The sequence below is a fragment of the Acrocarpospora pleiomorpha genome, from assembly GCF_009687885.1.
GTDB lineage: Bacteria > Actinomycetota > Actinomycetes > Streptosporangiales > Streptosporangiaceae > Acrocarpospora > Acrocarpospora pleiomorpha.
Map to the genome: position 1 here is coordinate 219,651 of NZ_BLAF01000013.1, position 18,762 is coordinate 238,412.

At 68.5% G+C, this 18,762-nt stretch carries 13 protein-coding genes; 5 read left to right on the forward strand and 8 right to left on the reverse strand.

Annotation, left to right across the window (positions count from 1 at the left end; all coding sequences use genetic code 11):
• Positions 1–86: 86 nt before the first annotated feature.
• A complete protein-coding gene (locus Aple_RS13335) occupies positions 87–1,475 on the forward strand; it encodes a glycoside hydrolase family 43 protein (RefSeq protein ID WP_155344859.1) in 1,389 nt (462 codons plus the stop codon).
• The gene (locus Aple_RS13340; RefSeq protein WP_155344860.1) at positions 1,472–4,705 is read left to right on the forward strand and encodes a discoidin domain-containing protein; all 3,234 of its coding nucleotides are present in this window, start codon (positions 1,472–1,474) and stop codon (positions 4,703–4,705) included. Before Aple_RS13335 ends, Aple_RS13340 begins: the two co-directional genes overlap by 4 nt.
• 42 nt (positions 4,706–4,747) lie before the next feature.
• Here Aple_RS13340 and Aple_RS13345 read toward each other — a convergent pair whose 3' ends face one another.
• The 6 genes from Aple_RS13345 to Aple_RS13375 all read right to left on the reverse strand — a co-directional run bounded on the left by Aple_RS13345 (position 4,748) and on the right by Aple_RS13375 (position 12,841).
• On the reverse strand, positions 4,748–5,416 hold the full coding sequence (locus tag Aple_RS13345; RefSeq protein WP_155344861.1) for a response regulator: 669 nt from the start codon (positions 5,414–5,416) through the stop codon (positions 4,748–4,750).
• Positions 5,413–7,938 (reverse strand): DUF4118 domain-containing protein, encoded by a 2,526-nt coding sequence (locus Aple_RS13350; RefSeq protein WP_155344862.1) that lies wholly within the window; start codon positions 7,936–7,938, stop codon positions 5,413–5,415. The genes Aple_RS13345 and Aple_RS13350 overlap by 4 nt, the downstream gene beginning before the upstream one ends.
• Positions 7,939–7,943: 5 nt before the next feature.
• Complete coding sequence (locus Aple_RS54395) at positions 7,944–8,927, reverse strand: potassium-transporting ATPase subunit C (RefSeq protein ID WP_170321449.1); 984 nt, start codon at positions 8,925–8,927, stop codon at positions 7,944–7,946.
• A 132-nt stretch (positions 8,928–9,059) separates the two neighbouring features.
• Positions 9,060–11,117 (reverse strand): potassium-transporting ATPase subunit KdpB, encoded by a 2,058-nt coding sequence (gene kdpB / locus Aple_RS13365; protein ID WP_155344863.1) that lies wholly within the window; start codon positions 11,115–11,117, stop codon positions 9,060–9,062.
• The gene (kdpA, locus tag Aple_RS13370; protein WP_155344864.1) at positions 11,117–12,751 is read right to left on the reverse strand and encodes a potassium-transporting ATPase subunit KdpA; all 1,635 of its coding nucleotides are present in this window, start codon (positions 12,749–12,751) and stop codon (positions 11,117–11,119) included. The genes kdpB and kdpA overlap by 1 nt, the downstream gene beginning before the upstream one ends.
• Positions 12,752–12,841, reverse strand: coding sequence for a potassium-transporting ATPase subunit F (locus tag Aple_RS13375; RefSeq protein ID WP_155344865.1), 90 nt, complete (start codon positions 12,839–12,841; stop codon positions 12,752–12,754). It lies immediately after the preceding gene.
• A 202-nt stretch (positions 12,842–13,043) separates the two neighbouring features.
• On the opposite strand from Aple_RS13375, the gene Aple_RS13380 reads away from it, so the two are divergent.
• The 3 genes from Aple_RS13380 (at position 13,044) to Aple_RS13390 (ending at position 15,792) form a co-directional block, all read left to right on the forward strand.
• Positions 13,044–13,523 carry an NUDIX domain-containing protein gene (locus Aple_RS13380; protein WP_246264431.1) on the forward strand — a complete coding sequence of 160 codons (480 nt, stop codon included), beginning with the start codon at positions 13,044–13,046 and terminating at the stop codon, positions 13,521–13,523.
• 71 nt (positions 13,524–13,594) lie between these two features.
• Entirely contained in the window at positions 13,595–14,044 is a 450-nt protein-coding gene (locus tag Aple_RS13385) for a hypothetical protein (protein ID WP_155344867.1), read from the forward strand.
• A 2-nt stretch (positions 14,045–14,046) separates the two neighbouring features.
• Positions 14,047–15,792: a cytochrome c oxidase assembly protein gene (locus Aple_RS13390; protein ID WP_155344868.1), complete on the forward strand. Its 1,746-nt coding sequence runs from the start codon at positions 14,047–14,049 to the stop codon at positions 15,790–15,792.
• A 108-nt stretch (positions 15,793–15,900) separates the two neighbouring features.
• Here Aple_RS13390 and Aple_RS13395 read toward each other — a convergent pair whose 3' ends face one another.
• Complete coding sequence (locus Aple_RS13395; RefSeq protein WP_155344869.1) at positions 15,901–17,706, reverse strand: alkyl/aryl-sulfatase; 1,806 nt, start codon at positions 17,704–17,706, stop codon at positions 15,901–15,903.
• Between the two features lie 436 nt (positions 17,707–18,142).
• The gene (locus Aple_RS13400; RefSeq protein WP_155344870.1) at positions 18,143–18,757 is read right to left on the reverse strand and encodes a TetR/AcrR family transcriptional regulator; all 615 of its coding nucleotides are present in this window, start codon (positions 18,755–18,757) and stop codon (positions 18,143–18,145) included.
• Positions 18,758–18,762 lie beyond the last annotated feature (5 nt).

An 18,762-nucleotide genomic window follows, 5' to 3' on the forward strand; every position in this document is an offset into this window, starting at 1 on the left:
TTATGTTTCCGAAAACCTTTCATCCCACTTCCTTCATGCACCTCCCCAAGAATGTTAGCGCTAACATCTCGGCAAGGAGCACCCCCATGAAACGACGATGGGCCGCCCTAGCGGCAACCGTTGTCCTCGTCCTCACCACTGGTGCGCCGGCCATCGCCGCCGCCCCGATCACCACCGCGATCTACACGGCCGATCCCTCGGCCCTGGTCGTCGGTGACACGCTCTACCTGTACACCGGCCACGACGAGGCCCCCGCCGGCGGCGGGAACTTCGTCATGCGGGACTGGCACGTGTTCAGCTCCAGCGACGCGACCACCTTCACCGACCTGGGCGCGAAGCTGTCGCTGGCCAACTTCCCGTGGGCCGGGGCCGACGCCTGGGCCGGCGAGGTCGAGCGCGGAGCCAACGGCCGGTACTACTGGTATGTCCCGGTCAACGGCAACGGCGCCGGCTGGATGGACATCGGCGTAGCCGTCGGCGACTCGCCCACCGGCCCGTTCACCGACGCCCGGGGTGGGCCGCTGATCACCGACAGCACCCCGAACTCCTCCCCGCTCAACATCGACCCGACCGTGTTCACCGACGACGACGGCCAGGTCTACATGTACTGGGGCTCCTACTACGGGCTGCGGGCCGTGCGCCTCAACGCCAACATGACCCAGACCGTGGGCTCGGTGATCACCCCGACCGGCGTCTCCAACTTCTGGGAGGCGCCCTGGATGTTCAAGCGCAACGGCACCTACTACCTGGCCTACGCGGCCAACGACTCGGCCTGCTCCGCCCCTGGTTACGCCTGCATCCGGTATGCCACCGCGAGCAACCCGCTCGGCCCGTGGACCCACCGGGGCGTCGTGCTCGACCAGGTCAGCTCCACCACCAACCATCCGGCGATCATCGAGTTCAAGGGCCAGTGGTACATGGTCTACCACAACGCCGCGGCCCCGGGCGGGGGCAACTTCCGCCGCTCGGTCACCATCGACAAGCTGTTCTGGAACGCCGACGGCACCATGCAGAAGGTCGTGCAGACCAGCGGTCCGCCCCCGGCGGGCGGCAACCTCGCGCTGACCGCGACCGCGTCCACCTCCTACGTCTCTCCGTGGGAAACCCTCGGCGCGATCAAGGACGGCTTCACCCCGACCAGCTCCGCCGACCACAGCCACGGCGCGTACGGCAACTGGAACCACCAGGGCACCGAATGGATCGAGTACCAGTGGCCGACCGCGCAGAGCATCCGGCGGATCACCACCTACTGGTTCGACGACAACCAGGGCATCGACCTGCCGGCGTCCTGCCAGGTGCAGTACTGGAACGGCAGCGCGTACGTGAACGTGCCCGGCCAGTCGGCCTGCGGCGTGGCCGCCAACACCGCGAACGTGACCACGTTCACCCCCGTCAGCACGACGCGGCTGCGGCTGAACATCACCTCCAGGACCGGTTTCTCGACCGGCGTGCTCGAATGGACGGCACATTCATGAAACGGATCAGCGCCGCCTTACTCCTCGTCGCGGGTTTGATCGTCGCGGGGCCGCCCGCGTCGGCCGCGCAGACCATCGGGTTCCCGACGTTCAGCGGGCCCGCCATCCCGGCCGCGCCGGGCAACTCCATGCAGGCCATCTACGACGCCGAAAGCGGCGGCACCGACTTCTGGATGGACCGCCTGCTGGCCAGGCCGGGCAACGATCCGGCCGGGACGTGGCTGATGACCCGAGGCCGGGCGGTCTTCATGAAGACCCACAATCCGGGCACGCTCGGGTTCGGCGGGCAGGTCGCGTACTGGGAGAGCATCAGCAACAACAACGCGTTCACGGTCGCGATCACGCCGGGCACGTTCACCGAGCAGGTGGGCTCCCGCTGGCAGGCGCCGAGCCACTGGCGGAGCGTGCACACCAGCGGGTCGATCACGGTCAACCAGACCAAGTTCATCACCGAGAACAACGTGGCCGTGGCCAACCTGTCGATCACGAACAACGGCTCGTCGTCCTCGACGCTGCAGCTGCGGGCGACCTCGCCCTACGCCACCAGCGGGAGCGGCAACACGCTGACCGGGCAGGTCAACGCGTACAACAACCTCACCACGATCCTCCCCCGCCTGACCGGGGACGGATTCACGGTGACCAGCGGGGGCCTCAACCGCTCGGTGACCGTCGCGCCCGGGGCGACCGTCACCGCGAAGGTGGTGATGGGCTTCGTCACCAACGAGATCCCCGAGTCGCTGACCGAGTTCAACGCCTACGCCGGATACAGCAACGCGACCGCGTTCGCCACGCACGTCCGGGCGTACAACCTGTGGTGGGCGCAGAACCTGCCCTACATCGACGTGCCGGAACCGGCCATCAAGAAGAACATCTACTACCGCTGGTGGCTGATGCGCTTCAACAACCTGGACGCCGACATTCCCGGGCAGACGTTCCAGTTCCCGACCTCCACCGAGGGCGTGCTGGGCTACAACAACGCGATCGCGCTCACCCAGCCGATGCACATCGACGATCTCAAGTACCTGCGCAACCCCATCTACGCGTACGGCGACTGGCTGAGCGTCGGGCAGATCTCCAAGAACGGCCGGTTCCTCGACAATCCGGGTGACCCGGAGAACTGGTCCAACAGCTACACGCAGTACATCGCCGAGGCGGCCTGGAAGAGCTACCAGATCCACGGCGGCCAGCCGGCCATCGCCGGGAACCTGGCCCGCTACGCCGAGCAGGACGTCAAGGGCCAGCTCGCCTTCTACGACCACGACAACAACAAGCTCATCGAGTACGACTGGGGCGCCCTGACCGGCAACGACGCCGACGCGGTGTCGTTCCACTGGAAGCCGGGCAACATGGACCGGGCCGAGTCGGCCTACCAGTACAGCGGGGCGCTGGCGGCGGCGCAGGCCTACGAGGCGATCGGCAACACGGCCAAGGGCACCGAGATGCGGACGCTGGCGACGCAGATCCAGAACGCCATCGTCAACGTGCTGTGGAACCCCAACCGGCAGCTGTTCGAGCACCGGCTGAAGTCGACCAACGAGTGGGTGCCATGGAAGGAGATCAACAACTACTACCCGTTCGCGGTCGGCGCGATCCCGAACACGGCGACCTACCGGGAGGCGCTGCGCCTCTACGACAGCCCCGCCCAATACCCGATCTTCCCGTACTACACCGCCAACCAGGTCGACAAGGCGGCCGCGGCGGCAGCCGGGAACCCGGGGTCCAACAACTTCTCCACCATCAACTCCACCGTGCAGTTCCGGCTCTACTCTTCGGTGCTGCGCAACTACCCGAACGCGTGGATGAGCGCGACCGACTACAAGAAGCTGCTCTACTGGAACGCCTGGGCGCAGTATGTCGGCGGCAACACCCAGTGGCCGGACGCCAACGAGTTCTGGGCCGACTGGAACGGCTCGTCGATCAACTACCGGTCCTGGATCCACCACAACATCCTGGGCAGCTCCAACTGGACCGTGATCGAGGACGTGGCCGGGCTCCGGCCGCGCAGTGACGCGAAGGTGGAGCTCTCGCCGATCAACATCGGCTGGACCCACTTCACCGTCAACAACCTGCGCTACCGGAACACGGACCTGACCATCGTCTGGGACGACCCGGCCGACGGCATCACCCGCTATCCCGGCGTGCCGCAGGGCTACTCGATCTTCCTGAACGGCACCCGGGTGGCGACGGTCAACTCGCTGGTGCCCTTCACCTGGGACGCCGCCACCGGGGCGGTGACCACCAGCGGAACCGTCGCCTTCAACCAGGCCTTCCCCAGCCTGCAGACCCCCACGCAGGTGTCCCAGTCCAGCCCGCGCATGGTGGACATGCTGGCCAAGGCGGGCGTGGACCTCACGGCCAACCTCACCAACCTGGCCGCCGGCGCGACCGCCACCGCGTCTTCGACCGCGTCCGGCAGCAACGTGGCCGGAGCGATCGACGGGTTCCCCACCAACGAACCGTTCTGGGGCGGCAACACTTCCGCCTCCGACTGGTACGAGGTGAACTTCGGGGCCGCGCGGACGTTCAACGAGGTGCGCGTGCACTTCAAGGACAGCCGTCCGGCCAATGCCACCTATCGGGCGCCCGCGTCGTACAACATCCAGTACCTCAACGGCAGCACCTGGACGAACGTGCCAGGTCAGAACAAGACCCCGGCCGCGCCGCGGGCCAACTACAACCTGGTGCAGTTCCCGGCGATCAGCGCGCAGCGGGTGCGGATCGTGACCACCAACGCCTCCGGGTCGCGGAGCGGGCTCACCGAGGTGAAGATCTTCAACCGGGGCGGAGTGGTGCAGCCGCCGAGCAATCTGGCGCAGATCGCCACGCCGACGGCGTCGTTCACGTCTTCGTGGGAGAGCGTGGCGGCGGTCAACGACGGGATCCAGCCTCCGTCGTCGAACGACACGGTCAATCCGCGCTGGGGTTGCTGGCCGAACACCGGCGAGCAATGGGTGGATCTGACCTGGCCGTCGGCGCAGACGCTGAACCGGGCCGAGGTGTACTTCTTCGACGACGAGCAGGGGATCGACATGCCCGCGTCGTGGAAGTTGCAGTCCTGGAACGGCAGCGCGTATGTGGACGTGCCCGGGGCTTCCGGATACACGCTGACCAAGAACGCGTTCAACAACGTGACGTTCACGGCCACCAGCACGACCCGGTTGCGGGTGCTGCTCACCGGTAACGGGAGCAACTCCGTCGGGTTGCTGGAGGTCAGAGCGTACGCGCCCTGACCGAACCGAGCAGGGGGCGTGCCCGACCCCGGCACGCCCCCGTCACGGCAGGTAGCGGTAGCCCATGCCCAGTTCGGTGATCAGATGGACCGGGTGGGCGGGGTCGCGTTCGAGTTTGCGGCGCAGTTGCACCATGTACTGCCGCAGGTAGTGGGTTTCCTTCAGGTATTTCGTGCCCCAGACCTCGGTCAGCAGCTGGCGCTGGCTGACCAGGCGGCCGGGGTTGCGCAGCAGGATCTCGAGGATGTGCCATTCGGTGGGCGTGAGCCGTACGCCGCCGGAGACGGTCTTGTTGGTCAGGTCGATGGTGTGGTCGCCGAGCTGGACGGCGGCCAGTTCGGCCTCCTGGGCGCGTGTCCTGCGGGTCACGGCGCGGACCCGGGCCAGGAGCTCCTCGATGTTGAAGGGCTTGGTGACGTAGTCGTCGGCCCCCGCGTCCAGGGCCTCGATCTTGTCCTGGTTCCCGGCCCGGCCGGACAGGACCACGATCGGCACCGTGGTCCAGCCGCGCAGGCCGTGGATGACGTCCACCCCGTCGAGATCGGGCAGGCCCAGGTCCAGGAGCACCAGGTCGGGGTGCCACTGGGCGGCCTCCCGCAGGGCGGCGCTTCCGTCGGCGGCGAGGGCCACCTCGTACTGCCGGGCGACCAGGTTGATCCGGAGCGCGCGGAGGATCTGCGGCTCGTCGTCGACGATCAGGATGCGGGTCATGCGGCCGCCATCGGCATGGTCACGATCATAGTAAGACCCCCGCCGGGGGTTTCATCCGGATTCAGCGCGCCACCCATGGCCTCGGTCAGCCCGCGGGCCAGCGCCAGGCCGAGGCCGACTCCCGAGTGGTTGTCCCGATCGCCGAGGCGCTGGAACGGCAGGAAGACACGCTCGTGGGAGTCGGCCGGAATGCCGGGCCCCCGGTCGATGACGCGGATCTCCACATGCTCCTCGTGCCAGCTGCCGGAGACGAGCACCTTGACGCCCGGCGGGCTGTGCCGGATCGCGTTGGAGATCAGGTTGACCAGCACCCGTTCCAGCAGGCCGGGATCGGCCATGATCTCCGGCAGGTCGATCGACACGTCCGTCTCCACCTGGTCGCTCAGCGGTCCCAGGTCGTCGATCGCCCGGGGCACCACCTCGTCCAGGGCCACCCGCTGGAGCGAGACGCCCAGCGCGCCGGCCTGCAGGCGGCTCATGTCGAGCAGGTTGGCGATCAGCCGGTCCAGCTTGGCGAGCGACTCGTCGGCGGTGGCGAGCAGCTCCTTACGATCCTCGGGCGACCAGTCGATGGCCGTGTTGCCCAGGCTCTCCACCGCCGCCTTGGCGGAGGCCAGCGGGGTGCGCAGATCATGGCTGACGGCGGCCAGCAGCGCGGTGCGCATGCGGTCGGCCTCGGCCAGCGGCTTGGCCCGCTCGGCCTGCTCGGCCAGCCGCTGCTGCCGCAGCGCGACCGCCGCCTCGGCCGCGAACGCCTCCAGGATCCGCCGGTCGGAGGCGTCCAGCAGCCGCCCGCGCGCGGCCAGCACCAGCTCCTCGTCGATGACCACATCGGTCTCGGCCACCGCCGGGCAGGTGGCGGGCTCCCCGCCGGAGGTCGCGACGATCCGCCAGGCCGCCGGATCGCTCTGATCGTCTGGGGTCGCCGCCGCGCCGCGCTCCAGCAGGGTGACCGAGGTCAGGCCGAACATCTCGCGGAGCCGGCCCAGCAGCGACGGCAGCGCGGCCTCGCCCCGCAGCACGTATCCGGCCAGGGCCGAGAGCGTCTCGGCGTCGGCGCCGGCCCGCGCCGCCTCCCTGGTACGGCGTGCCGCGACGTCCACCACCATGCTGACCATGATCGCGACCAGCACGTAGACGCAGAGCGCGAACACGTTCTCCGGATCGGCGACGGTGAGCTGATTCGTCGGCGGCGTGAAGAAATAGTTCAGCAGCAGGAACCCCACCACCGCCGCCGTCACCGCGGGCAGCATGCCGCCGACCAGCGCGACCGCCACCACCAGCACCAGGAACAGCAGGATCTCGCTTGGCAGTGTGATCATGTCCCGGACCGGGAGCAGGGCGGCGCTGAGCAGGGGCAGGCCGAGCAGGGCCAGCGCCCAGCCGCCGATCCGCCGCGTGCGGGTCAGCGCCGCCCGCTGCCGCGCGCCGGATTTGCCCTTCTTGATGTGCGGGTGGGTGACCATGTGCACGTCGATGGAGCCGGAGCGCGAGGTGGTCTCCATGCCCACGCCTCGGGCGAGCAGCTGGGCGAACCGACCGCGCCGGGACGCGCCCAGGACCAGCTGGGTGGCGTTGACCCCCTTGGCGAAGTCGATCAGCGCGCCGGGCACGTCGTCGCCGACCACCTGGTGGTAGGTGCCGCCGACGCTCTCCACCAGGGCGCGCTGCCGCACCAGGTTGGCCGGGTCGGCGTCGGCCAGGCCGTCGGCCCTGGTCACGTGCACGGCGAGCAGGTCGGCGCCCTTGGAGCGGTCGGCGATCCTGGCCGCCCTGCGGATGAGCACGTCACCCTCCGGGCCGCCGGTGAGCGCGACGACGACCCGCTCGCGCGCCTCCCACGTGCCGGCGATGCCGTGTTCGGCGCGGTAACGGTCGAGTTGTTCGTCGACCTTTCCGGCGACCCAGAGCAGGGCGAGTTCCCGCAATGCGGTCAGGTTGCCGACGCGGAAGTAGTTGGCGAGGGCGGCGTCCACCTTCTCGGGGGCGTACACGTTGCCGTGGGCCATCCTGCGGCGCAGCGCCTCGGGGGCCATGTCCACGAGTTCCACCTGGTCGGCGCGGCGGACCACCTCGTCGGGGACGGTTTCCCGCTGCGGCACGCCGGTGATGGCCTGGACCACGTCGTTGATGGACTCCAAGTGCTGGATGTTGACCGTGGAGACGACGTCGATCCCGGCTTCGAGGATCTCCTCGATGTCCTGCCAGCGTTTGGCGTTGCGGGAGCCCGGCACGTTGGTGTGGGCGAGCTCGTCGATCAGGGCGAGCCGGGGGGCGCGGCGGATGACCGCGTCCACGTCGAGTTCGGTGAAGGCCGCGCCGCGGTGGATCATGGCGCGGCGCGGGATGATCTCCAGTCCGTCCAGGAGGGCGGCGGTACGAGGGCGGTCGTGGGTTTCGACCAGGCCCACGACCACGTCCCGGCCGCGTTCGACGGCGCGGCGGCCCTCGTCGAGCATGGCGTAGGTCTTGCCGACGCCGGGGGCCGAGCCGAGGTAGACGCGCAGGCGCCCGCGGAGCATGGCCATCACCTGGCCTGGTCGAGGGCCAGGTTGAGTTCGAGCACGTGCACGGCGGGTTCGCCCAGGAATCCGAGGGCGGGGCCGGTGGTGTGCGCGGCGATCAGGGCGAGGACCTTTTCGACGGAGGTACGGCGTTCGCGGGCGATCCGGGGAGCCTGGAGGCGGGCGTATTCGACGGAAATATCGGGATCCAGTCCGGAGCCGCTGGCAGTGACCGCGTCCGGGGGCACGGCAGCACCGCTGAGGTTGCCGCCGAGCTTGCCACCGACGTCGCCACTGACGTCGCCGCTGCCACTGCCGCTGCCGCTGCCACTGCCGGTGACGTTGCCGCTGCCGCTGCCGGTGCCGGTGACGTTGCCGCTGCCGCTGCCGGTGCCGGTGACGTTGCCGCTGCCGCGAACCGGAACCGTGCGTCCAGCCGCGTAATCCTCGCCCGGCCGGGCACACTCCACCGCCATACCCCGATATTTCGGAATAAAGGGGGTGGTGGGGCAGGGCTGGTTGACACTCACCACCCGGTGGGGAAAGACCTTAAGCACCGCACCCACCCCCTCGTCCGTGCAGTACGGCCGTGCGCCGGACACCCCTTCGAGCTCCCCCGCCGCCCTGCTCCGGGCGCAAACCTGAGTCAGCAGGCTCTTTCGGCCCGCATGACCTGGCACGGGAAGGGCGTCCACAATGTCCTCAGGGCCCAGATTACTGGCCGCGGTGGACAGCATGTCGTACCCCTCCCCGGCCTCCGACGGGCGAGTCTGAAAGTAGCGGGCGAGCGGTTTGCCGTCCTTGCCGGTGAAAAGTTGCCCAACGAGCGCACTGCCAACGGTCTTGCCCTCTTTCCGGACAAGCGACCCGTTGGCCTGATGGTGGAAAAGGACCTGGCCGACGCCCATCACGAGCAAGGGGTAGATCACTCCGGTGAGCACGGTCAGCACCACGATCGCGCGAATGGCAACCAGATGCGAGCGGGTCCAGTGGGGCAGGCGTTCCATTCACGACATCCCTGGAAGTCGGCTGGGGCTCGGGCAGTTCGAACGGCGCGGGCGTGGGCGTTGCATTCACGTCGTCCCTGAAAGTCAGCTCAGGCTCGGACAGTTCGAACGGCGCGGATGTGGGCGTTGCATTCACGACATCCCCGGGAGGTGCTGGAGCATGAGGTCGATGAGTTTGATGCCGATAAAGGGGGCGATGACGCCGCCGAGGCCGTACCGGTAGAGGTTGCGGGAGAGGAGGTCGGCGGCGCTGGATGGGCGGTAGCGGACGCCGCGTAGGGCGAGCGGGATGAGGGCGACGATGATGATCGCGTTGAAGACGACCGCGGAGAGGACGGCCGACTGGGGGGTGGCCAGGCGCATGATGTTCAGGGCGTCGAGGCCGGGATAGACGGCTGCGAAGATGGCCGGAATTATCGCGAAATACTTGGCGATGTCGTTGGCGATGGAGAACGTGGTCAGCGCGCCTCGGGTGATCAGGAGTTGCTTGCCGATCTCGACGATCTCGATGAGTTTGGTGGGGTTGGAGTCGAGGTCGACCATGTTTCCTGCCTCCTTGGCCGCCGAGGTGCCGGTGTTCATGGCGACTCCGACGTCGGCCTGGGCCAGCGCGGGGGCGTCGTTGGTGCCGTCGCCGGTCATCGCGACCAGTCGCCCGCCCGCCTGCTCCTTCCTGATCAGGGTGAGTTTGTCCTCGGGGGTGGCCTCAGCCAGGAAGTCGTCGACCCCGGCCTCGTCGGCGATGGCCTTGGCGGTCAGCGGGTTGTCGCCGGTGATCATCACGGTTCTGATGCCCATCCGGCGCATCTCGTCGAAACGTTCGCGCATGCCCTGCTTGACGACGTCCTTCAGGTGGATGACGCCCAGCACGCGGGCCTTGCCACCGGTGATCTCGCCGACGACCAGCGGGGTGCCGCCGGTGGCGGAGATGCCGTCCACCAGGTGACCGACCGCCTCGGTGGGACGGCCGCCGTTGTCGCGGACCCATTTCATGACCGCCGCCGCCGCGCCCTTGCGGATCTGCCGGTCGGCGACGTCCACGCCGGACATCCGGGTCTGGGCGGTGAAGGGCACCCAGCGGGGCTGGATGAGTTCGCGTTCGCGCAGGCCGAAGGCCTCCTTGGCGTACACGACGATGGAGCGGCCCTCGGGGGTGTTGTCGGCGAGGCTGGCCAGCTGGGCGGCGGCGGCGAGTTCCGCCGGGGAGATGCCGGGAGCGGGGACGAAGGCGGCGGCCTGCCGGTTGCCGAGGGTGATGGTGCCGGTTTTGTCCAGTAGGAGGGTGCTGACGTCGCCGGCTGCCTCGACCGCGCGGCCGGACAGAGCCAGCACGTTGCGCTGCACCAGGCGGTCCATCCCGGCGATGCCGATCGCCGACAGCAGCGCGCCGATGGTGGTCGGGATGAGGCAGACCAGCAGCGAGACCAGCACCACGCCGCTGACCCCGTTCGCGGTCAGCGCGAGCGAGTCCGGCACGCCGGGGTTGATGTTCCTGGCATGGATGGCCATCGGCTGCATGGTGGCCGTGGCCACCAGGAAGATGATCGTCAGCGCGGCGAGCAGGATGTTGAGCGCGATCTCGTTGGGCGTCTTCTGCCGGTCGGCGCCCTCGACCAGGGCGATCATGCGGTCGATGAAGCTCTCGCCGGGCTTCTGGGTGATCCGGACGATGATCCGGTCGGAGAGCACCTTGGTGCCGCCGGTGACGGCCGACCGGTCACCGCCGGATTCGCGGATGACCGGCGCGGATTCGCCGGTGATAGCCGACTCGTCCACTGAGGCGATGCCCTCGACGATGTCGCCGTCGCCGGGGATGATCTCCCCGGCTTCGACCACCACCAGGTCGCCAGGGCGCAGGTCGGAGGCGTTGACCACGCCTCCGCTCTCGTGGAGTCTGGCCGTGGTGTCCCTTTTGGCGGCGCGCAGGCTGGCGGCCTGAGCCTTGCCCCGGCCTTCGGCGACGGCCTCGGCCAGGTTGGCGAACAGCACCGTCAGCCAGAGCCAGACCGCGATGGCCCAGGCGAAGAACGACGGCTCGGCCGCCGCCAGGATCGTGGTGGCGAGCGCGCCCACCTCGACGATGAGCATGACCGGGTTGTGCCACAGGGTCAGCGGGTTGAGCTTCCTGACGGCGTCGGGAATGGAGGTGAGGAGCTGCCGAGGGTCCAGAAGCCCGGCGGCGACCGCCATCAGCGCACTCCTTCCGCGAGCGGGCCCAGCGCCAGGGCGGGCAGGAAGGTCAGCGCGACCAGGATCACGGTGACGCCCGCGACCAGGCCGACGAACTGCGGCCGGTGTGTGGGCAGCGTGCCCGCCGACACCGGTACGGCCTGCTGCCTCGCCAGCGACCCGGCCAGCGCGAGCACGAAGATGATCGGCAGGAACCGCCCGAAGGCCATGCAGAGACCGAGCGCCACGCAGTACCAGGGCGTGTTGACGGTGACCCCGGCGAAGGCCGAGCCGTTGTTGTTGGCGGCGGAGGTGAAGGCGTAGAGGATCTCGGAGAAGCCGTGCGGGCCCGAGTTCAGCATGGCCGCCAGGCCCGCCCGGTTGGCCATCGCGACGCCGGTGCCGGTGAGCACCAGGACGGGGGTGACCAGAAAGTAGAGGGAGGCCAGTTTGATCTCCCGGGCGCCGATGCGTTTGCCCAGGTATTCGGGGGTTCTGCCGACCATCAGGCCGGCGATGAAGACGGTGATGACGGCGAGGATGAGCATGCCGTACAGGCCGGAGCCGGTGCCGCCGGGGGCGACCTCGCCGAGCATCATGTTGAGCAGCGTCATCATGCCGCCGAGCGGGGTGAAGGAGTCGTGGGCGGAGTTGGTCGCGCCGGTGGAGGTGAGCGTGGTCGCCGCCGCGAAGGTGGCGGAGTCGGCGACGCCGAACCTGGTCTCCTTTCCCTCCATAGCCGCGCCTACTGCTTGAGGGACGGTGGCGTCGCCGCTGAGTTCGAAAACGTTGAGCAGGATGACGCTGAGCACCGCGAGGGTGGCCATCACGGCGAGGATCGCGTAGCCCTGGCGGAGCTGGCCGATCATCCGGCCGAAGGTGCGCGGGAACGAGAACGGGATCAGCAGCAGGAGGAAGATCTCGATCCAGTTCGTCCAGGTCTGCGGGTTTTCAAAGGGGTGGGCGGAGTTGGTGTTGTAGAAGCCGCCGCCGTTGGTGCCGAGTTCCTTGATGGCCTCCTGGCTGGCCACCGGGCCGCCGGTCAGGTGCTGGGTTCCGCCCGCGAGGGTGGCGATCTCGTGCGGGCCGGTGAAGTTCTGCACGACGCCGCCGGCCACCAGGATCAGCGCGCCGATGAACGCGATGGGCAGCAGGATCCGTACGGTGCCCTGGATCAGGTCCGCCCAGAAGTTGCCGATGGTCTCGCTGCCGCGCCGGGCGAAGCCGCGGACCAGGGCCACGGCCACCGACATGCCGACGGCCGCCGACACGAAGTTCTGCACGGCCAGGCCGGACATCTGGACCAGGTGGCCCATGGTGTGCTCGCCCGCGTACGCCTGCCAGTTGGTGTTGGTGACGAAGCTGATCGCGGTGTTCCAGGCCACGTGGGTGGGGACCGCGTCGAAGCCGAGGGAAAGCAGGAGGTGGTGCTGGAGGCGCTGCAGGCCGTACACGACCAGGATGGAGATCAAGGAGAAGGCGAGCAGGGCTCGGGCGTAGGCGGGCCAGCGTTGTTCGATGTCCGGGCGCACACCGAGCAGGCGGTAGAGCACTCGTTCCCGGCCGGGAGGGCGGCTGTAGACGCGGGCCATGTAGTCGCCCAGCGGCTTGTGAACGAGCGCGAGCGCGAGGATCAACGAGGCGATGAAGAACATCTAGAACCGCTCGGGAAACAGGAGCGCGGCGACCATGAAGATCGCGAGCAGGATCGCGCCGACGAGGCCGATGGCGTTCACGGCGCTCACAGCCGTTCCACCGCCTTCACGACGAGCCCGAAGACCACGAAGATCACGATGGTCAGCATGAGGAAGATGAGGTCGGCCATCCTCGTTCCTTGGCTAGTCGGATCATGTACATGACCAGCAAAGACCGTGAATCAGGCGCCAATGCCCCACTTGACGCTTCCGATACAGCGTCCCCTCATGTCTTGACGTTACTCTGACGTCCGTGAACACCCACTGCTCCTATTGCGGCACGGCTTTCGCGCCGGATCAGCCGTGGCCGCGGGCGTGCGCGCACTGCGGTAAGACCAGCTATCGCAACCCGCTGCCGGTCGCGGTCCTGCTGCTGCCGGTGGACGATGGCCTGCTGGTGCTGCGGCGGAACGTCGAACCGCACATCGGCGCGCTCGCGCTGCCGGGCGGGTTCATCGAAGTGGGCGAGACCTGGCAGGAGGCGGCCGTCCGGGAGCTCCGGGAGGAGACCGGGGTGGTCACCGCGGTGACGGGGGTGCGCCTGTTCGACGCGTTGAGCGCGCCCGACGGGACCGTGCTGATCTTCGGGCTGGGGGCGTGGACGCCGGGCGTCGCGCTGCCGCCGGTCGCGGCCACGGCCGAGGCGAGCGAGTTCCTGGTCATCGACAAAGCGCAGGAGCTGGCGTTCCCGCTGCACACGCAGGTGGTGGCGCGCTACTTCACCGGAGGGTGAACGCCGGGGCGGGCTGAGCCGTACCTTCCAGCGCGGGGCCGACCGATGTCCCGCGTCAGGGAAGTGATCTCATGACGGTTCTGCGCCAGGTGGTCAGCCGGTTGTGCTGGACGGTAGCGCTGGTGGGCTCGGTGCCCCTGATCGCCGGGTCCCTCAGCGGCAACAGCAGCGCGGCCCAGCTGCCCGCCGGGCCACACCAGCATCATCAGGCCAAGCCCGCAGGCGGCCCGGCCACGTTGGAGGAGCTCGCCACCAAGATCGGGTGTTCGCTCTCGATCCAGGGCAAGGGCAAGGACATGCGGCAGGGGTCGTGCGCCGGGACCGGCAGCCCGTTCACGCTGGTGTCGTTCGACACCGACGCCGGGCAGAAGGACTGGCTGACGGCGGCCGAAGCCTACGGCGGGACCTATGTGATCGGCACCCGGTGGGTGGTGGTCGGCCTGCCCGAGATGGTGGAACCGCTGGCCGAGAAGCTCGGCGGGCGGCTGGAGCAGGCGGAGCACGGCGGCGGGCACTCCTGATCATGAGGAGCCGACTGGTCGGATTCGGGGTGCTGTTCGCCGGGTTCGGGGTGTTGCTGGTCGCGTTCTGGTTCGGCGGGGATCGGAATCTTCCGGCCATCCGGGGGTTGCCGTCGCCGGGGCCGCTGACGTCGTGGGGACTGCCGGTGATGCGGCTGCTGCACGACCTGTGCGCGGTGGCGACCATGGGGTCACTGCTGGCGGCCGTGCTGCTTGAGGACGGGCGGTCGATCCTGCGACGGGCGGTGCCGCGCTGGGCGCTGGCCTGGGCGGCGAGTGCGGCGGCGACCGTGCTGCTGACCTTGTCCGACTTCGTCGGGGTGCCGGTGGGCGAGGCGTTGCGCTCCGGGGCGCTGTCGACGTTCCTGCTCTACGTGCCGCAGGGGCTGGCCTTTCTCATCGTGTACGGCCTGACGCTGGCGATCACCCTGCTCAGCTTCCTGCGCGCGAAGCCGTGGTTCCTGCTTTTGTTGGCGCTGGTGGCGCTGCTGCCGCCCGCGTATGCCGGGCATTCGGCGTCGGCCGCCGACCACGATTTCGCGATCTCCAGTCTGATGTTGCATCTGACGGCGGTGACGCTGTGGGTGGGCGGGCTGTTCGGGTTACTGGTGTTTCTTCGTAAGTCGGAGCAGCCTCTCGCGGCGGTGCGGAGGTTCAGCACGATCGCGTTGTGCTGTTACGGGGCGGTCGCGATCTCCGGGGCGGTGAACGCGTGGGTGCGGCTGGGGTCGCTGTCGCAGCTGTTCGGGTCGCGGTATGGGCTGCTTGTGGTGGGCAAGATGGTCGCGCTCGTCGTGCTGGGGTTCTTCGGGTGGCGGCATCGGAGGTCGACGATCGTCGCCATGGAGGCGGGGGTGCGGGCGCCGTTCCTGCGGTTGGCCGGAGGTGAGCTGGTGCTGATGGCGGCGGGGATGGGGTTGGCGGTCGCGCTGTCGCGGACGCCTCCGCCGCCGGGTGGGGACAGCACGCATGCGGTGCTGGGGTTCGATCTCGCGCCGTTCACGGCCTGGGGGCTGGTTTCTGAGATGCGGTTGGATCCGTTGTTGCTGCTGGTCGTGGTGGCGGCGGGGGTTGGTTATGTCGTGGGGGTACGGCGGATGCCGTCGTGGCCGCGGTGGCGGACGGTGGCGTGGTTCGCCGGGCTTGTTGTCGTCGCGTACGGGATGGTGGGCGGGGTTGGGGTTTATGCGCGGGCCATCTTCTCGGTGCACATGGTGCAGTACGCGTTGGTCGGGACGGTTGGGCCTGTGTTGCTGGCGCTGGGGATGCCGCTCGCGTTGATACGTCGACCTATACGGATTTATCCGGCGGTCGCGGCGGTTGCTTACGCGTTGCCGTTGCCGTTGCTGTTCCTGACCCCGTTGTACGAAATTTCGCAATCCGTACTGGTCGTCCGGCTGATCGTGATGATTTATCTGGCTATTTCGGGCGCGGTGTTCTTTGTGGTCGTCCGGCCGTGGGCGGCGACGGGAGTGGTCGCCGGGGTGCAGGGGGTCGTGGCATTCCTGCTGCTCATCGGCCCGATCCAAGGGCAGGCGTGGTTCTCAGGGCTGGAGCTCGAATGGCTGCCGGCGGCGCAGGCCGACCAGAGGCTCGGGGCGCTGCTCTACGCCGGAATCACGCTGGTCGCGCTGCTGGGAATCACCCAACCGGCCTGGTCCAGGCGCGGGGGTCGGAGAGATTCGGAACGGAATCCGGCGTTAACGCGGATCCCGGTGGTCAGCGAGTCCGGCACTGTCGGCGGCTGATGCCGAGCAGACGCGCTTGCGTCGGGGCCGACGATCCTTCGATGCATGCGGGTCCCGTCGCGAAGCTGCGAGAGCCGACCGGGTGGACGTTACGGTTCTCGTTCGCGGTCAGGGGGTGACGATGGCGAAGTCCGGCGTGGGCTCCTCCAACACGGCGGTCAGCCGTTGCAGGACGGTCATGTCGCCGTCGTGGTCGATGCCGTCGGCACCGGCGTCTCCGGCCAGCAGGCCGAGCAGGCGCTGCCTGGTCAGCCGGAGCGTCAGGTCCGCGCCGTCGCCGGCCGGCGAGTTCTCGTGGATCAGGGCGCCGTTGGACATCGTGGTGCGGTGGTGCTCGTCCAGGTCGGTGAGATGCCAGTCGATCGCGAAGCGCTCGTTCCAGGCCCTCGGTCCGTGCACGCGGATGGCGATGGAGTCGAAGATCTGCTCCGCGGTCAGCGCGCTGAGCATGTCCGGTGAGGTGGTGTCGGTCACGCGAGCCGAGGCGCGGCCGGTTAGCTCGGTGGCGCCGGTCAGGAAAAAGTTGCGCCAGGTGGCGTTCTCGGCGCCATGGCCCATCCGCGTGTAGACCTGGGCCAGAAGCCCGCGGGCCGCGGAGTCGTTCTCATTGGCGAACACCGCATGGTTGAGCAGGGTTGCCGCGAAGCGCAGGTCGCCCTCCTGGACGTAGCGCTCGGCCAGCCCCACCACTGCGGAGGCGCCGCCAAGGCATTCGACGTAGCGGCGCGCCTGCTCGACGGGCGGGTGCTCCCACAGATGGGCCGGGTTTCCGTCGAACCAGCCCAGGTAGCGCTGGTAGATCGCTTTGATGTTGTGGCTGACCGAACCGTAGTAGCCATGGGTGTGCCAAGCCTGCTCGAGAGCGGGCGGCATCTGCATGACCTCGGCGATTTCGGGGCCGGTCATGCCGCGGTTCAGCATGCGCACGGTCTGGTCGTGCAGGTAGGCGTACAGGTCGCGCTGCTGGGACAGGAAGGTGACGATGGCGTCCCTGCCCCAGGTAGGCCAGTGGTGGGAGGCGAACGCCACGTCCGCCTGGTCGGCGAACAGCGCGATGGCCTCGGTCAGGTAGCGGGCCCAGATGTGGGTGTCGCGGACCAGCGCGCCGCGCAGGGTGAGCACGTTGTGCAGGTTGTGGGTGGCGTTCTCGGCCATGCACAGGGCGCGGCGGTCGGGGAACAGAAAGTTCATCTCCGCCGGCGCCTCGGTGCCGGGGGTGAGCTGGAAGACGATGCGGACACCGTCGACCGTCTCCTCCTGCCCGGTGTGGGCGATGTCGAGGGTGGGCGGGATGAGCGAGACGGTGCCGGCCGAGGTGCCCATGCCCAGCCCGCAGCCGAGCTGACCTTCCGGAGAGCGGGGCAGGAGCTGGCCGTACATGTACAGGGCGCGGCGGTTCATGGCGGTGCCGACGTAGACGTTCTCGGAGACGGCGTGCTCCAGGAAATGGGCGGGGGCGATGACGGGGATGTCGGCGCCGTCAGTGACGCCGCGGGCACCCCCGAAGTGGTCGGCGTGGGAGTGGGTGTAGATCAGACCGGTGACCGGGCGCTCACCTCGGTGGTCGCGGTAGAGCCGCAGCGCGGCGGCGGCGCACTCGGTGGAGATGAGCGGGTCGATGACGATGACGCCGCGTTCGCCCTCCACCAGGGTCATGTTGGACAGGTCGAGACCGCGCACCTGGTAGATGCCGTCGGTCACCTCGAACAACCCTTGCTTGGCGCAGAGCCGCGCCTGCCGCCACAAGCTCGGATTCGCGGCCTGCGGGCAGTCGCCGCTGAGGAAATCGTAGGAGTCGTTGTCCCAGATGACCTTGCCGTCGGCCGCCTTGACCACACCGGGGGTCAGTTTGGCGATGAAGCCGCGCTCCGCGTTGTCGAAGTCGGTCCGATCGTGAAAGGGAAGGTCTGCCATGGGACGGTCGTGCCCCGGGCCGCCTCCGATAAGGCAAGGAGAGCCTCAAGAAAGAACGGGTCGGCCTTTGCCACGACCGTGCCGTTACCGTGCCGTCGGCTCTGACGGCACCGGTAGTCGCCGTTGCGCTGGTCATGCTGAACGGTCATGCTGAGCGCGATGACCCAGCCCACCCACGATGCCCTGGAGCACGCCGAAGGCCACCACGCGGAGGGTGGTGGCGGCCCAGCCGGCTAGCGATGATCACCACGCCCGAACCCGCCGGATAATGGGTCAGCATGGGAGTGGACAGCAGCCCCATCAGCACCCCGCGTACCCGATCACTAGGAAGACAGCGATCAGCAGCGCGAGTTGCGCCGCCGAGCCTGTTGACCAGCAGGAACCTCGTTAACGCCAATCTCTCTGACCCCCGGCGCCTTGCGGGCACCTCCGAGATTCACGTTCCGTATGCGGCGAGGAAGACTCGCACGCCCTCGTCGGCGTAGTGCTCGAACTGGGCCTGGGTGAATTCTTCCGGGCTGAACATCAGCTGATTGAGCGGGATCGACAGGACCAGCCAGTTGAAGTGCTGGGCCGCCAGCAGCGGGTCGGGGGTGCGCAGGAGGCCGCGGCGGGTGAGTTCCTCGAACTGCGTGGCCAGCGTGGTGTGGGCGCGGCCGGGGCCTGAGGCGTACCAGGTGGTGGCCAGGTCGGGGAAGCGGTCGGCGACCGCGATGATGACGCGGCGCATCTGGACCAGGTGTGGCTGGAGCACGATGGTGATGTGCCTGCGGGCGAAGTCGCGCAGGTCGGCGGCGATGTCGTCACTGCTCGCCAGGGCCTGCACGTTCGTCTGCGTCTGCGTCTGCGCCTGGGCGATGTCCGCGGTGATGATCTCGATGAACAGGCGTTCCTTGTCGATGAAGTTCTTGTAGACGGTCTGCTTGGAGACGGCGGCCAGAGCGGCGATCTCGTCCATGCTGGTGCCGCTGTAGCCGTTGCGCAGGAACAGGCTGCGGGCGGCGTCCATGATCGCGTGATGCTTGCGAACGGAACGGGACTGGCTGCTCATGTTTG